12 protein-coding genes are annotated in these 14,989 nt (G+C 68.7%); 8 read left to right on the forward strand and 4 right to left on the reverse strand.

Going from position 1 to position 14,989, the window contains the following annotated elements:
- Window positions 1-1,776 carry a branched-chain amino acid ABC transporter ATP-binding protein/permease gene (locus tag AC1C2T_RS07650; protein ID WP_495360858.1) on the forward strand — a complete coding sequence of 592 codons (1,776 nt, stop codon included), beginning with the start codon at window positions 1-3 and terminating at the stop codon, window positions 1,774-1,776.
- Window positions 1,773-2,486 carry an ABC transporter ATP-binding protein gene (locus tag AC1C2T_RS07655; protein ID WP_495384832.1) on the forward strand — a complete coding sequence of 238 codons (714 nt, stop codon included), beginning with the start codon at window positions 1,773-1,775 and terminating at the stop codon, window positions 2,484-2,486. The genes AC1C2T_RS07650 and AC1C2T_RS07655 overlap by 4 nt, the downstream gene beginning before the upstream one ends.
- On the opposite strand, the gene AC1C2T_RS07660 is transcribed toward AC1C2T_RS07655, so the two are convergent.
- Window positions 2,483-3,529, reverse strand: coding sequence for an NADPH:quinone reductase (locus AC1C2T_RS07660; protein ID WP_495384833.1), 1,047 nt, complete (start codon window positions 3,527-3,529; stop codon window positions 2,483-2,485). The genes AC1C2T_RS07655 and AC1C2T_RS07660 overlap by 4 nt on opposite strands.
- A gap of 276 nt (window positions 3,530-3,805) precedes the next feature.
- Here AC1C2T_RS07660 and AC1C2T_RS07665 point away from each other — a divergent pair, with 276 nt between their 5' ends.
- Window positions 3,806-5,095, forward strand: a complete 1,290-nt coding sequence (locus AC1C2T_RS07665; protein WP_495384834.1) for a DUF2254 domain-containing protein — start codon at window positions 3,806-3,808, stop codon at window positions 5,093-5,095.
- A 97-nt stretch (window positions 5,096-5,192) separates the two neighbouring features.
- On the opposite strand, the gene AC1C2T_RS07670 is transcribed toward AC1C2T_RS07665, so the two are convergent.
- On the reverse strand, window positions 5,193-6,008 hold the full coding sequence (locus AC1C2T_RS07670; RefSeq protein WP_495384835.1) for an NAD(P)H-binding protein: 816 nt from the start codon (window positions 6,006-6,008) through the stop codon (window positions 5,193-5,195).
- 137 nt (window positions 6,009-6,145) lie between these two features.
- Between AC1C2T_RS07670 and AC1C2T_RS07675 the strand changes: the two genes are divergently transcribed.
- The 4 genes from AC1C2T_RS07675 to AC1C2T_RS07690 all read left to right on the forward strand — a co-directional run bounded on the left by AC1C2T_RS07675 (window position 6,146) and on the right by AC1C2T_RS07690 (window position 10,540).
- Window positions 6,146-7,132, forward strand: coding sequence for an AraC family transcriptional regulator (locus tag AC1C2T_RS07675; RefSeq protein WP_495384836.1), 987 nt, complete (start codon window positions 6,146-6,148; stop codon window positions 7,130-7,132).
- Between the two features lie 74 nt (window positions 7,133-7,206).
- A complete protein-coding gene (locus AC1C2T_RS07680; protein ID WP_495384837.1) occupies window positions 7,207-8,004 on the forward strand; it encodes an SDR family NAD(P)-dependent oxidoreductase in 798 nt (265 codons plus the stop codon).
- Between the two features lie 75 nt (window positions 8,005-8,079).
- A complete protein-coding gene (locus tag AC1C2T_RS07685; protein WP_495384838.1) occupies window positions 8,080-8,859 on the forward strand; it encodes a TetR/AcrR family transcriptional regulator in 780 nt (259 codons plus the stop codon).
- A gap of 88 nt (window positions 8,860-8,947) precedes the next feature.
- Window positions 8,948-10,540 (forward strand): ABC-F family ATP-binding cassette domain-containing protein, encoded by a 1,593-nt coding sequence (locus AC1C2T_RS07690; protein WP_495360853.1) that lies wholly within the window; start codon window positions 8,948-8,950, stop codon window positions 10,538-10,540.
- A 191-nt stretch (window positions 10,541-10,731) separates the two neighbouring features.
- Here AC1C2T_RS07690 and AC1C2T_RS07695 read toward each other — a convergent pair whose 3' ends face one another.
- Complete coding sequence (locus AC1C2T_RS07695; protein WP_495384839.1) at window positions 10,732-11,370, reverse strand: hypothetical protein; 639 nt, start codon at window positions 11,368-11,370, stop codon at window positions 10,732-10,734.
- Window positions 11,371-11,900: 530 nt separating this feature from the next.
- Entirely contained in the window at window positions 11,901-13,304 is a 1,404-nt protein-coding gene (locus tag AC1C2T_RS07700; protein WP_495384840.1) for an HNH endonuclease signature motif containing protein, read from the reverse strand.
- A gap of 390 nt (window positions 13,305-13,694) precedes the next feature.
- Here AC1C2T_RS07700 and AC1C2T_RS07705 point away from each other — a divergent pair, with 390 nt between their 5' ends.
- Window positions 13,695-14,735 carry a ScyD/ScyE family protein gene (locus AC1C2T_RS07705; RefSeq protein ID WP_495384841.1) on the forward strand — a complete coding sequence of 347 codons (1,041 nt, stop codon included), beginning with the start codon at window positions 13,695-13,697 and terminating at the stop codon, window positions 14,733-14,735.
- Window positions 14,736-14,989: the final 254 nt, after the last annotated feature.

Raw genomic sequence — 14,989 nt, forward strand, 5'->3', positions numbered from 1 at the left:
ATGTTCGAGTACTCGTCACTGCTCACCTTCATCGCTTTGACGGCGATCCTCGCCTTCAGCTTCTACGCGGTGCTCATCGCCGGGCAGTTGAGCCTCGCGCAACTCGGCCTCGCATCCCTCGCGGCGTTCACGTCGAGCCTCGTCGTGCCGACCGAACCGTTGTTCGGTGTCATCCCGCCGCTGGCCGTCGGGGTCGTGTTCGGAATGGCGGTCGGCGTCATCGCAGCGTTCATCATCGGGTTGCCCGTCATGCGACTGCGCGGAGTGTTCCTGGCCATCGCGACGCTCGCCTTCGGCGAGATGGTGCGGATCTTCCTGATCAACCAGTCGTGGACGAACGGAGCGCAGGGCATGAGCTTCCCGAAGCTCGTCGGCCCCGAGACGGCATGGATCGCACTCGCGCTCGTCGCCTTCTGGTTCTGGCGTCTGTCGGGTTCGCGCATGGGGCGCGCGTTCGCGGCGATCCGCGAAGACGAGCTCGCTGCGACCACCATGGGCATCAACGTGACCCGGTATCGAATGGCATCGTTCGTCATCGCGGGCGCGGTCGCGGGCCTGTACGGGGTGCTCTTCACGCACTTCACGCGGTTCGCCGACCCGAACGAGTTCTCGTTCCCGGCGGCGGTCGACGGCTTGGTCACGGCAGTGGTCGGCGGAACGACGCTCTTCATCGGGCCGCTTCTCGGCTCGATCTTCCTCTCAGCACTCCCCGAACTCCAGCGCAGTCTCGGCATCGACGCGGGATGGATACGACCGGTCGTGTCGGGAGTACTGCTCCTCGTCGTCATCCTGTTCCTGCCCGGCGGGCTCTCGGGGTTGATCCCGCGAAGGTGGAGGTCGTCGAGCCGGCTCGTCAGCGACCCTGCGTCGATGCCGCAACTCGCGCCGCTCCCGGCGGCAGGCACGGAGATCATGCGCCTGCACGCTCTCGGCAAATCGTACGGAGGGGTGAGAGCCGTTCACGACGTCGACCTCACCCTCACCGGCGCAGAGGTGCTCGGCCTGATCGGGCCCAACGGAGCCGGCAAGACGACGCTCGTGAACATGGTCACCGGTGTGACCGTTCCGTCGACCGGGTCGGGCAATGTGCTGGGCGTCGAGCTCACCGCCAAGACACGGGCGCACCGAATCGCGCGAGCGGGTGTGGCACGCACGTTCCAGCAGGTCAAGCTCTTCGACCGGCTCTCGGCACTCGACAATGTGCTCGTCGGCGGGTACCGAATCAGTCGTGACACGCTGCTCAGGAGGCTGATCTTCCTCCCGTCGGCCCGCAGGTTCGAACGGCAGGCGGCGGCCGTGGCATCCGCTCAGTTGATCCGTGTCGGCCTCGGCGACAAGGCGGCCACGGCCGCCGGTGACCTGTCGTACGGCGATCAGCGTCGGCTGGAGATCGCTCGTGCGCTCGCGTCGCATCCCACGATGCTCGTGCTCGACGAGCCGGCCGCGGGCATGAACCAGGTGGAGGCGGAGCGCCTCTCCGAGCTGATTCGTTCGCTGGCAGCCGACGGTGTTGCGGTGCTCATCATCGAGCACAACGTGCGGATGATGCTCGCCACGTGCGATCGGATCATGGTGCTCGACTTCGGCGAGGTCATCGCGCAGGGAACTCCGGCCGAGGTCGCGCGCGACCCGCGCGTGCTGGAGGCATATCTCGGAGCCGACGGCGACGCGACAGCCGAGTTCGCCGCGGAGGAGCTGGCCGAGGTGGTCGCCGAGGTGGCCGTCGACACGGCGACTCGCGACGGCGACGAGGGCGGAACGGAGGACGCACGATGAGCACGCCGATTCTCAGCGTCGAGGGCCTGCACGTGAGCTATGGGCGCGTGGACGCGGTTCGGGACGTCTCGTTCACGGTCGAGCCCGGGGCGATCGTCGCCCTCATCGGGGCGAACGGGGCGGGCAAGACGTCGATCCTCGACGCGGTCTGCGGTCTCGTGCGCCCGCGCAGCGGCGCGGTGCGCTTCAACGGCACGGATGTCACGCGGTGGCCCGCGCACCGCCTCGTCAAGGCGGGGCTCGTGCAGGTGCCGGAAGGCCGCGAGATCCTCGGCACCTTGACGGTCGATGAGAACCTGAGTCTCGGTGGCTGGCATCGCGGCAAGGCGGTTCACGATGGCGTCGCTCGCGCCTACGAGCGATTCCCCATCCTGCGGGAGCGTCGAAAACTGCAGGCCGGCGCGCTCTCGGGCGGCGAGCAGCAGATGCTCGCGATCGCACGAGCGCTCATCGCCGAGCCGAAGGTGCTGCTGCTCGACGAACCGTCAATGGGGCTCGCGCCGAAGATCGTCGACGAGGTCTTCGCCGTGATCGCCGAGATCCGCGACGCAGGCACGACCTTGGTGCTCGTCGAGCAGAACGCCCGGCGGGCACTGGCCGCCGCCGATATCGGCCACGTGCTCGAGACCGGCGAGATCACCCACTCCGGGCCGGCGCACGAACTGCTGTCGGACGAGCGGGTGATCGAGGCGTACCTCGGGCTCGGTTAGCGCTCGGTTCGGTCGCTCGGTGCCGCCACATCGATGAGCACCTTGCCGACGGTGCCCGCTTCAACGGCGTCGTGAGCTTCGGCCGTGCGCTCCAGAGGGAAGCGCGTCAGTGGGAGTCCGGCCCGCTCGCCGACATCGAGCGCTCCGTCGAGGAGCGCCCGGCCGATGTCGTCAGCCGCCGCGGCAAGGGGCTCGGCGCCGACGGTGTAGAGCAGCAGGAACTGGTAGCGCACGTTGAGCGAGAAGTGGTGGAGCACGTCGAGGGTCATCTCGCTGCCGCCGTCGGTGGCGTACACGGCGATCGTGCCGTGGTTGGCGATGATGCTCGAGTTGAGCTGCGCGTTGCGGGCCGGCGAGACCTCGACGACGATGTCGACGCCGTCGGGAGCGATCGCGCGGATGGCGCGGGTCGTGTCGCCCGCCCGGTAGTTCACCACGTGGTGCGCGCCCGCTGCCGTCGCGAGTGCTGCCTTCTCGGGCGAGCTCACGGTCGTGATGACCCGCGCACCCGACCAGCGGGCGAGCTGGATCGCCGCATGGCCGACGGCACCGGCGCCCCCGGCGACGAGCACGGTGCGACCGTCGAGGGCTCCGGGGCCGAGTCGCGACGGGCCGCCCTCGGCGACCGTGAGGGCACGGTGCGCGGTCATCGCGGGAACGCCGAGGCTGGCGCCGATGTCGAAGCTCGCGGCATCCGGAAGCGGCACGACCCGCTCTGCCGGCACTACCGTGACCTCCTGGGCTGTGCCGGTCGGCCGCTCGTGGGCGGCGAGGAACAGCCATACCCGATCGCCGACCTCGAGGCCGCTCACGCCGGGGCCGACCGCATCGACGACGCCCGCGCCATCCTGATCGGGGACGACCTCGGGGAACAGGGTCGGCCTGCCCGGCCGCCCGCCGGCACGCGCCTTCCAATCGGTGGGGTTCACGCCCGACACCACGACCCGCACTCGCACCTCACCCGCGCCGGGCTCGGGGAGTTCGCGCTCCACCAGGTTCAATACGGACGAATCACCGGACTGCGAGTACACGATCGCTCTCATACTCGAAGCCAACGCGGTGAGGGCGGTGGTTCTTCCTGGCGCTTCGAATTCGTGTCCGCCTACCTCGTCGCCGTGATCTACTTCACGTCCGAGCTGCGTGACCCGGGGGTGCCGGTCGTCTTGACGGCATGATCGGCGACTCGTCAAGCCCATAGCCCCGATCGTCGGGCGTCAGTAGCCTGAGGCGACGTCACCCCGCGAACCTGAGCAAGCACGCAGCGTCGAGTCACGGGCGATCGGCTCGGCTCGTTCTCGGGTACGTCGCGAAGGAGCGGCATGCAGAACACGGTCTACAAGGCAATGCGCAACGTCCTGACCTCGCTCTGGTTGATCCCAGTTCTGTGCGTCCTGGTCGGGTTCGTGATTTCCCTTACGACGATCGCGATCGACCGGGCCACCGGTTACGAGCTCGTGCCTGAAGATATCGTCGGCGGCCCCGAGGCCGCTCTGGAGATCCTCACCACGGTCGCCACGTCGATGGTCAACCTCACAGTCTTGGTGCTGACCATCGTCTTGGTCGTGGTGCAGCTCGCGATGGGGCAGTTCTCCCCGCGTATCGTGCAGCGGCTGCTCCGAGACCGCCCGAGCCAGTTCGCCATCGGCCTGTTCGTCGCGACGTTCGTCCACACGCTCCTGACGATCCGAGAGGTCCGGATCGGTGTCGGCGGTGATCCGGGCCAGGTGCCGGGCGTCGCGATCGTCACGACGTTCCTGCTTTCCCTGGTCAGCATCGCTGTTCTCGTGGTGTACATCCACCACATCGGCCAGGCGCTGCGGGTCTCGGCGCTCGTGGAGATCGCGGGGGACAACACCCGCAAGATGGTGAACAAGGTCTACCCGAACGAGGAGCCGGTGCCCGATGTCGTCGACGCGACCGTCGTCGTGGCAGAACAGTCCGGCGTCGTCACGTCGGTCAGGTATAAGAAGCTCGTCGCGGCCGCGCGGCGGGCCGGCTGCGCGTTGGAGCTCGTCCCCGCCCTCGGCGATTTCGTGCCGTCCGGCGGGCGGTTGTTCACTGTTCACGGTGACCCTGCGCGTCTCGACCGCCGGAAGGTGCACGGGGCCATCGTGCTCCGCCCGGAGCGCACGTTGGAGCACGACGTCGCCTACGGGATGCGACTGCTGGTCGACATGGCCATCCGTGCACTCTCCGACGCGCCGTGGCAGGACCCGACCACGGCGGTGCAGGCCATCGACCGTCTGCACGACTGCCTGCGTGAGCTGGTCAGGCGGGAGTTTCCGGACGGTCGCCACCACGATGAGGACGGGGAGTTGCGCCTGACGGAGAAAGTGATGTCGTGGGGCGACTACGTCACCCTGGCCTTCACCGAGGTGCGACTTGCCGGCGTCGGCTCGCCGCAGGTGGCCCGCCGCATCCACTCAGCCATCGACGATCTGCTCACCGTGGCGCATGAGGACCGGCGCCCGCCACTGGAGCTGCAGCGCGGCCTCCTGCTCGCTGCTGTCGAGAGACGGTACGACGACGACAGCGATATCGAGCTTGCTTCCGGCGTCGACGGCAGTGGGATCGGCGCGGCGGTCGATGAGCAGCGCAGGCCAGCGTGACGGAGAAGAATCCACCGAGGTGGACCGCGTCGCCGAACAGCACGGCCGTCAGCAGTGAGACGACGAACGACTCGGATTCAGTGAAACATTCCGGACCTCATGCCCAGGCTCCCGCCGAGGCCGCCTCGGTGAGCACAGCGCGCATGTCGCGTGGGCTGCGGCCGAGCGCTTCGGCGACACCTCCGGTGGTGCTCTCGTTGCGACCGTCGAACACCTCACGGCACAGTTCGGTGAGCAGCGTCGCGACCTCCGGCCCTTGCTCGGAGGCGACGGCGGCATGGAAGTCGTCGAATCCCATGGGAATGTAGCCGACGTCGCGTCCGCTGATCTCGGACAACAGTGCCGCCACCTCCGTGAGCGTGAGCGACTGCGGACCCGTCACCTCGTAGACGTGGCCTTCGTGGCCCTCGCCGGTGAGCGCTTCCACGGCCACCTCGGCGATGTCGTCGACGTCGATGAACGGCTCGCGCACACTCCCTGCCGCAAGCGCGAGCACTCCGGTTCCCACCGCGTCGCTCAGTGCGCCTTCGGTGAAGTTCTGGATGAACCAGCTCGCACGCACAACGGTCGCCGGGATGCCCGAGGCGAACAGGATGTCTTCGCACCGGCGTGCGCCGTCTTCGCCGCGGCCCGAGAGCAGCACGATGCGTCGTACGCCGGCGTCGCGTGCGACCTCGATGAGGCGGGTGATGGCGAGTTCCGATCCGGGCGCCGCGAGATCGGGCACGTAGGCGACGTACAGCCGATCGACGTCGCGGAGTGCCGCCGCCCATCCCTCCGGGCGCTCCCAGTCGAAGGCCGGGCTGGTGTTGCGGGCGAGGCGGCGCACTGCGTGTCCTTGTGCGTCGAGCAGGGGTGCGATGCGGCGACCGGTCTTTCCGGTGGCGCCGATCACGGCGATGGTTGGGGTCATGGTGGAACTCCTCTTCGTTGTCTTGTCGTCCACTGTCGCCCCAGCGACGCGGACGTACAATCGCCGGAAGTTCGTACTTCTATGCTGATCGTCCATGAACTGGGATTTCTGGCTGTTCGGCATGCCAGTGTGGACGCATGGTCAATCCCCGTAATCCCGGCGCAGGCGATCAGCTCGGCGACGGACTCCATCTCCTTCGGTTCACCGGCGCGCTCTACTGCCGCGCCGAACTCTCCGCACCATGGGGTGTGGAGTTTCCTGCACTCGATGGGCACATGATGCTTCCGGTCGTGCTCGCCGGGCGGTGCATCCTCGAGATCGAGGGTGAGCGGCACGCGCTCGAGGCCGGAAGTGCGGCGCTCATCACCAGGGCAGTGCCTCACCGAATCCTGAGTGCAGCGGATGCCTCGAGCACACCGCTGTTCGACATCCCGGTGGAGCAGGTCAGCGAGACGTACGAGCACATGCGGTTCGGTGGTGGCGGTGATCGCACTCAGATCGCCTACGCCGCGATGCAGGTCGACGCCCCGCTCACCGCCCGCCTGATCGAGGAGTTGCCGGGTCTCATTCGCGTCGACGCCTGGGATGACACCGAGTCGGGCTCGTTCCAGGCCGTCCTGCGAATGCTCGCGCGTGAGGCGGAGGACATCCAGCCGGGCGGGGAGGCCGTGATGACGAGGCTGGCAGACGTGCTCGTCATCCAGGTGCTGCGCTGGTGGTTGCGCAACACCGAGACGACGGCGAGCGGCTGGCTCGCAGCCCTTCGCGATCCGCAGGTCGGGCGTGCCCTCGGTCGCATGCACGCCCGACCGGATCACGACTGGACCCTCGTGGAACTCGCGCGGCAGGCCAACATGTCGCGCTCGGCCTTCGCCGAGCGGTTCACGGCCCTCGTCGGAGAACCACCGATGCGCTATCTCGCCGATTGGCGACTGCAGCAGGCGCATTCGGAACTCACCCGCACGACCGATCCGATCGCATCGATCTCAAGTCGGGTCGGCTACTCCTCGGAGGCCGCATTCAGTCGAGCGTTCAAGCGTCGCCACGGCGCGACGCCCGGTGCCGTTCGGCGGATGCATCCCGCGGGCGCACCTGGAACCCTGCGCGCGAGTGGCGAGCAGTAGCCGACGGGCGCGATGACGACGCTGGACTCGGGCCCGAGGGCGGTTGAAGAAACACGTACTTACATATACTGTTTATGACGGTACGAGAAAAGCCCATCGACCTCGAGGACACCATGACCGACCACAGCACTGCCCGCTTCACCGACCGAACCGCCATCGTGACCGGAGCCGGCTCCGGCATCGGCTGGGCCACGGCGCAGATCCTCGCGCGTGAAGGCGCGACGGTCGTCGCGACCGATGTCGCCGCCGACCGCCTGCGCGATCTCGCCGCCGAGCTGAGCGAGTACGACGTGCGCATCGTCACCGGCGATATCACGCAGGAGACGACCGTGCGAGAGCTCGTCGAAGCCGCAGCGGGCAGGATCGACGTGCTCGCCAACGTCGCCGGCGTCATGGACGGCGTCGTGCCGGCCGATGAGGTCGACGACGCCACCTGGCAGCGGATCTTCGACATCAACGTCACCGCGGTGCTGCGCACGACCCGCGCTGCCATCCCCCTGATGCGCCAGCGCGGCTCGGGCGCGATCGTGAACATCGCCTCCGAGGCCGCGCTCCGCGGCTCAGTCGGCGGCGCCGCGTACACGGCCTCGAAGCATGCCGTCGCCGGGCTCACCAAGAGCTGCGCCGTCATGTACGGGCCGCAGGGAATCCGCACCAACGCCGTGGCGCCGGGCGCGGTCGTGACGGGACTCGACATGTCGCTGAAGTCCGAGTACGGCCCCGGTCGGGTCGGCCCGATCATGCAGGCGACAATGTCGCCGCCGGCCACCGCCGAGCAGATCGCCGGCACCGTCGCGTGGCTCGCCAGCGATGCCGCCGCGAACATCAACGGCGTGATCCTCGCCTCCGACGGTGGCTGGTCTGCGGCCTGAGTGACGCCGGAGCCGGGGCGAGACCGGCCCCGGCGCCGCGCCTAAGCTGGAACGGGCCGAGTTGAGGAGGGTGCCGTGGTTGACGACTCGGTGGTCTCCGACCTTCCGGCCGAGCTGGCCCTCGCCTGGGGCAGGGTGCCGTCGGCCCAGCGCGGTCCGAAGCGCGAGTTCACCCTCGACCAGGTGCTCGGCACCGCACTCGCGATCGCCGACGCTGACGGCATCGATGCGGTGACCATGCCCTCGGTGGCCTCGGCGCTCGGCCTGACCGCGATGTCGCTCTACCGGTACGTCGGTTCGAAAGACACACTCGTGCTGCTCCTGCAGGAGCGGGCCATGGGGTCGCCGCCCGACTCCGTGGCTCGCACGACGGGGTGGCGGGCCGGGCTCGAGGCGCACGCAGCGGCATCCGTCGCGGTCTACCGGAGCCACCCCTGGATGCTGGACATCGCGATCCAGGGCATCGTAAGCACTCCGAACAACCTCGCCTGGTTCGACGCCGGGCTGACCGCGCTCGACGGCACGGGGTTGACCGGGCAGGAGCGCATCGCCGTCGTGCTCGAAGTCACGGGGCATGCGCGGTTCCGTGCCGCCGTCGAGCGCGGGTACGAGCAGCGCGCGGAGGAGGCCGGCGAGCCACCTGGGCAGGTCTTGCAGGCCGAGGCGCGGCTGCTCGGCCAACTCGTCACGGCAGAGCGATTCCCCGCCTTGCACGCGACGCTCGTGAGCGGTGCGCTCGTCGACGGGAGCTTCGACGGCGCCGGTTTCGGCCTCGCTCGCATCCTCGACGGGGTGGAGCGTTACCTCGACCGGTCAGCGGATGCCTCTGGCCCCGGCCGCATTGCCGACAGGTAGACTCGCCCGGCGCGGCAGTGCCATCTCGAACGCGCGGGCTCGAAGCATCCGTCTCGCCCTCATCCCCCATCCCGACGCTAGGACCCCAGTGAGCCTGATCCGCCTGAACGACGTGAGCATGGAGTTCGACGGGCGACCTGTCTTGCGGGAGGCGTTCCTCAAGCTGCGGCAGGGCGATCGCGTCGGCCTCATCGGCAAGAACGGCACGGGCAAGACGACCTTCCTCGAGCTCGTGCTCGGGCGCCTCGAGCCTTCGGGCGGCACCGTCGACGCCACACTCGGCACCACGATCGGGTACTTCTCGCAGTTCTCCGAACTCGACGGCGAACTGACCGTGCAGCAGACGTTGAGCGGCCACTTCGCCGCGGTGCACGAGACGCAGGCGCGCCTCGATGCGATCGGCATGCTGCTCGCCGAGCCGATGGACGACGCGGCGATGACGCGCCTGCTCACCGAGCAGGGCGAGCTCTTCGAACGCATGGACGCGATCGGCGGCTGGACCTACGAGAACACCATCGACACGGTGCTCACGAGCCTCGGCTTCGACGAGGAGCGGCGGCACCTTCCCGTGGGGCGGTTGTCGGGCGGATGGCGCAACCGTGCCGCGCTCGCGCTGATCCTCGTGCAGGCGCCCGACGTGTTGCTGCTCGACGAGCCGACGAACTTCCTCGACCTCGACGGGGTGCGCTGGATCGAGGGGTGGCTCGGCGGCTTCGCCGGCGCAGTGCTCGTCGTCTCGCACGACCGGCAGTTCCTCGACGGGGTCGTCACCCGCATCGTCGAGATCGAGAACTACCGCCTGCAGGAGTACGAGGGCAACTACTCGGCCTACGTGCACGCCAAGCAGTCGCGCCTGAAGATGCTCGAGCGCCAGTTCGCGCACGAAGAGGAGCTGCTGGCCTACGAGCAGGCAGCGTCGACTGCTCGTCGCGAGGCAGCTCGGAACCCATCCAACGCGGTCACCCGCCGACTCGCCGACATCAAGAAGCGCCAGGCGCCGCGCCCCATCGACCAGATCATCACGGGCATCTACGACGGCTTGCGGGTCAGCAACGACCTGCTCACGGTGTCGGGGCTGACGAAGGGATTCAACGGCACGCCGCTCTTCGAGAACCTGTCGTTCGACCTGCAGCGCGGCGACCGTGTCGCGGTGCTCGGGTCGAACGGTTCGGGCAAGTCGACGCTGCTCGACGTGCTCACGGGCGAGACCGAAGCGGATGCCGGTACCGTGCGTTGGGCCAAGGGTGTCAGGTTCGTCTCGTACAACCGGGTCTACGCGTCGCTCGACCTGGAGGACACGGTCGGTCATGCCGTGAACGCCTACCCCGAGTCGCTGGCGTTCACCGCGACGAAGAAGAGCGTGAACCGGTTCCTCGCGATGCTGCAGTTCTCCGATGCCGACCTGCAGCAGAAGATCGGCACCCTCTCGGGCGGTCAGCGTGCCCGCGTGGCGATCGCGCAGTGCCTGCTCTCGGGGGCCGGCGTGATCGTGCTCGACGAGCCCACGAACCACCTCGACATCACTTCGACGCAGGTCATGGAGCGCGCGCTCACGCACTTCCCGGGTGCAGTCGTGGTCGTCAGTCACGACCGGTTCTTCGTCGACAAGCTCGCCGACCGCCTGCTCGTCTTCGACGGCACGCCTCGCGTGCGCGAGACGGCGGCGACCGGGGCGCTCTGACCTCAGCCGACCGCGCCGCCGGAGGAGCAGGACGCCGCCGCCGACGACGAGCAGCGCGAGTGCGCCCGCACCGAGGAACATCATCGGTAGCTCATCGGTAGCTCATCGGTAGCTCATCGGTAGCTCATCTGTACCGGTCGCGGCCAGCTCCGGGCTGGGCCCGGGAGCCGGCGCACTGCGCAGGGCCGGCGCTACACGCGCGGGTGACGAAGGAGCGGGTCCGGCGGTGCGTCAGTGACTGCTCGGTCGACGGATGTCGCGGCCGCTCGCCTGCGGCGTCTGGCGCCCACTCGGCCCCATGGCTTGAACACCGAGAGGGTCATCGCCACGATCACGGCAGTCGACGAGACGAGCGGCGGGAACACCATGGTCGAGGTCACCTCGAGCGAGGCGCCGGACGCGAGCGCGTCGAACGCCGTGCCGGCGAGCTCCTCGGTGCTGGGAGCGAGCACCAGCACCACGAGGGTGACGAGCACGAGGTTCAGGGCGAGCTTCGCGAGCACCCACCAGTAGCGCACGAGGCCGTACTTCGTGCCGAGGCCGAGCACGGCGCCGCTTGCGAGGGTGAGCAGCCCGATCGTGATGAGCGGCCAGGTCGCGAACGTGGCGATGCTCGCGGCGGCGGCGGCCGCCGCCGGCTGCGCCTCCGCGGTGAACGCGGTGAAGACCAGGATGCCGAGCACGAGGTCGAGTCCGAGCCACGATCCCGCGGCGGCGATGTGGGTGACGAGCACGAGCTTCCTCGTGCGTGGCGACAGGCGGAAGCGGCTCGGGGGCAGCGGTGCGGCCGGTGCAGCTGGTGCGGCTGAACGGCCCGTGGTCGTCGACATCGTCGCTCCTGTCGTGAGTGTCGTGGGTGTCGGGTGGTCGCTCGTGTCATGAGTGCTCGCACCAGCATCGCCGCGCGGGATCGCATCGGCATCCGCCTGGGGGAGGCATCCGCCGTACGCCCGCTGGTGTATGCCCGCCGCGGACGTCGTCGACGTATGCCCCGGTGCGTCGCTGAGCCTGTGACGCTGTGGCCGCGACGCCGGCACGCCTCGGCACGACAAATGATCACCAATCTCGTCGACCGGCACCGACCGGTGCGGGCATGACGAGCGTGATCACGGATATCGTCGACTGGCGTGACGGAGCGTGCCGGTGCCGTTACGCAATCGCGGCGGATCTTCCTCGAGCCGGTGCGGCATGACGAGAGTGATCGTTGATCGCGTCGACCGCCTCGACAGCCCGCGTGCCAGCGCCGTCACGCGACCGCGGCGGATCTTCCTCGAGCCGGTGCGGCATGACGGGAGAGTTCACCGATCGTCGTCGATTGGCTCGACGGTGCCGGTGTGGCCCCTCCGTACGCAGGGTGTGGTCATGCGACTGCGGGGGGTCTTCGTTCGAGTTGGTCGGCGAGTCGTGTTGGGGATTTCGTGGTGTTGCGCCATCGGCCGTTGGGGTCGAGCCATGTGGGCGGGCGGATTTGTGGTGTCCCGTTGATCATGCGGATGCCCCAGTCGGAGGTGTCGATTGTGTGGTGGTGGAACCAGCAGAGGAGGACGCCGTTGTCGGGGTGGGTGGGTCCGCCGTCGGTGTCGGGGATGACGTGGTGGATCTCGCACCAGGATGCGGGCACGTTGCAGCCGGGGATGAGGCAGCCGCCGTCGCGGAGGGTGATCGCTCGGCGTTGGTGGGGGGTGAAGCAGCGCACGGGTGAGCCGAGCCGGATGATGCGGCCGTGTCCGTCGAAGGTGACTTGCTGGGTTCCGCCGGTGCAGATGAGTTGTCGGGCGGCGCGGAGGGAGATGGGGATCTCGATGCCGTCGGCGTGGGCGACGCCGCGGCCGGTCTGCAGGTCGGCGGCGCGGACGCTGACGAGTACCGTGGGTGCTGTGCCGCCGATGGTGGGGTGTGCACTGGAGCGGGCGGCGGTGGCGATGATCGCGGCGATGACGTCGTGGCGTTGCTGGTCGGCGGTCCGCTGCTCGCCGTTACGGGTGATGTCGGCGCGTTCTTCGGCGGTCATGAACCCGCCACCTGATCGGGGTGCGAGGTGCGCATCGAAGAGGCGGAGGAGCCCGGCTGCGATTTCGGGGAGGAGTTCACCGGTGACGGGGATGAGGCCGTCGCGGGCCCGTCCGAGGCGGAACCCTCGGCGCCGCATCGCGCGTTCGTCGTCGGGTTCGGGGCCGTCTTGATCGAGGAACGCGGCCCACGCCTGCGCTTGCACCCGAACCTCATCGGCCGTGCACCGCACCGGGTACGCGTCACCCGACGCGATCGCAGCTGCGACGAGTTCGTGTTCGGCGGTACGGAGGGCGGCGGGGTCGGCGGCCCGCCGGGTGGCATCGAGCTCGCGGACGATGGTGCCCGCGGCGTCCGCCCCGAGCTCACCGCCGGTCAGTGCCGCGGCGACCTCGGGATACCGTGCCTGCATCGGGTCGCCGGTCAACCCTTGGCGCGCCCGGGTCGCAGCACCGAGCGTCATGCGTCGCCGGGCTTCGGCGCCGGAGACCTGGCTGACTCGCTCGAGGAGCTCGCCGGGCGAGCGGCACCCGCGGCGGGTCGACAACCGTTCACTGCCGAGCTCGACCCGGGAACGTTCCCCGATCTCACCCGCGCAGGCCACCCGGTGTGCGTCGAGGACCCGCCCGGCCGCTTCGATCGCGGCCGTCACGGCGAGCAACTCGTCATCGGACCACCGCGCAGCATCATCGAACCCCGCGACGTCGAGCAGCGAGGATCGCAACTGCTCGAACGCTTCGGCGGTGGTGGTCATGACCCCATCCTGCCGGCACCCACCGACATTCCAACCGCCCCGAAACCGACGCGAAACCGCCGATCAGCCTGTGAATAACTTCGACTCACGACCGCCTGTGGAGGAGGAGTCGGAGGAGAAGCCGGGGGAGAAGTCCGCGGCGGCATCAGCAAAGAACAAGCACCGGACACAGCGACGGCGTCCTTCACCTGCACTTCGTCTCTGAAGCAGTTTCCGAAGACATGCAGACATGAGGATTCCTTGACGATTCCCTCATGCAGGAGCATGCTTGGCGACGAGCTGCCCAGAGGTGCAGCGAGGACTTCCGTGAACCGACGTAGGGCAGCGCCTGGGGGTACGACCGCAGCAGCGGTGTGGCCGGCCTTCTCGCAGGTAACGGGAGGTAGAGAAATGGGTCTCAAGCGGACTGCGCTCCTCGGCGCAGTCATGACGGTGGCATTGCTGCCTTCGCTCCTCATGCCGTCGATCGCGAACGCGAGCGGCGGACACGACGACGAGTCCGAGCCGGTGGCCACGCTGCTCGCATCGGGGTTGCAGGGCACGAGCGGCAGCACGATCGGGCCGGACGGCGCCCTCTACGTGGCCGAGGGGGCGACGGGCGAGATCGCCCGCATCGATACGAAGACCGGGACCGTATCGACCTTCGCCACCGGTTTGCCGCCGGCGGTCAATCCCATCGGCGGCGTGATCGATGTCGGGTTCCTCGGAAAGACCGCGTACGCGCTCGTGACGCTGGTCGGACCCGATGCGGGTGGCACCTCGGTCAGCGGCATCTATCGCATCGACGACGCAGACAGTAACACCCTCGTCGCGGACATCGGCGCATGGTCGATCGCGAATCCACCCCCGACGGCATCCTTCATCCCGGGTGGTGTGCAGTACGCGATGGAGCCGGTACCGGGCGGGTTCCTGGTCACCGACGGCCATCACAACCGCCTGGTGTTCGCGGCTCTGTCGGGCCGGGTCACGCAGTTGACGCAATTCGAGAACATCGTGCCCACCGGACTCGACCTCGTCGGGCCGAAGCTCTACGTCGCCGAAGCCGGACCTGTTCCGCACAACCCGGAGGACGGCAAGGTCGTCTCGCTCAGCCTCTGGCGCCCGACACCTCGCGCCGTGGCATCCGGATTCCCCCTCCTCGTTGACGTAGAGGGAAGCAAGTGCGGGCTCTACGCCCTTTCGCAGGGAGACTGGCCGGAAGGCGAGCCCGAGGGGTCGCCCGCCCTGCCCGACACCGGAGGGCTGCTGAAGGTCGACCGGGGCGGCACATTCGAGGTCGTCATCGACGGACTCGACCGCCCGACGTCGCTGGACTTCACACGTGACGTCGCCTTCGTCGTCACTCTCGACGGTGAAGTCTGGCGGATCGACGACGTGTTCTCGGGCGATCGCGGTTGGCGGGACGGATGCCGCGGCCACGGCTGGTGGTGATGGGACGGGCTGACGTGCGCCTCGATGCGTCACCGAGCCGGTGCCGCCGGTGCCGCCGGTGCCGACGGCGAGCGCGTCAGCGAAGCCCGTGCCGCTCCGCCCGATGGCCGATCGCGGCGGCGATCGCATCCGGACGGTCCTCCTGCGCGTGCACTGATCGAAGCTCAACGCGAGCGCCTCTTCGAGAGCCTGGAGGTGTTTGCCGATCCTCACGAGCCGGGTTGACGGCGCTTGACGGCGCTTGACGGCGCTTG

The organism is Agromyces sp. Y558, assembly GCF_059445415.1.

Excerpts from the sequence above, each read along its gene's own strand:
- AC1C2T_RS07700 (WP_495384840.1), bottom strand. The coding sequence starts at position 13,304 with ATGACCACCACCGCCGAAGCGTTCGAGCAGTTGCGATCCTCGCTGCTC.
- AC1C2T_RS07650 (WP_495360858.1), top strand. The coding sequence starts at position 1 with ATGTTCGAGTACTCGTCACTGCTCACCTTCATCGCTTTGACGGCGATC.
- AC1C2T_RS07670 (WP_495384835.1), bottom strand. The coding sequence starts at position 6,008 with ATGACCCCAACCATCGCCGTGATCGGCGCCACCGGAAAGACCGGTCGC.
- AC1C2T_RS07665 (WP_495384834.1), top strand. The coding sequence starts at position 3,806 with ATGCAGAACACGGTCTACAAGGCAATGCGCAACGTCCTGACCTCGCTC.
- AC1C2T_RS07660 (WP_495384833.1), bottom strand. The coding sequence starts at position 3,529 with ATGAGAGCGATCGTGTACTCGCAGTCCGGTGATTCGTCCGTATTGAAC.
- AC1C2T_RS07655 (WP_495384832.1), top strand. The coding sequence starts at position 1,773 with ATGAGCACGCCGATTCTCAGCGTCGAGGGCCTGCACGTGAGCTATGGG.
- AC1C2T_RS07680 (WP_495384837.1), top strand. The coding sequence starts at position 7,207 with ATGACGGTACGAGAAAAGCCCATCGACCTCGAGGACACCATGACCGAC.
- AC1C2T_RS07695 (WP_495384839.1), bottom strand. The coding sequence starts at position 11,370 with ATGTCGACGACCACGGGCCGTTCAGCCGCACCAGCTGCACCGGCCGCA.
- AC1C2T_RS07675 (WP_495384836.1), top strand. The coding sequence starts at position 6,146 with ATGGTCAATCCCCGTAATCCCGGCGCAGGCGATCAGCTCGGCGACGGA.
- AC1C2T_RS07705 (WP_495384841.1), top strand. The coding sequence starts at position 13,695 with ATGGGTCTCAAGCGGACTGCGCTCCTCGGCGCAGTCATGACGGTGGCA.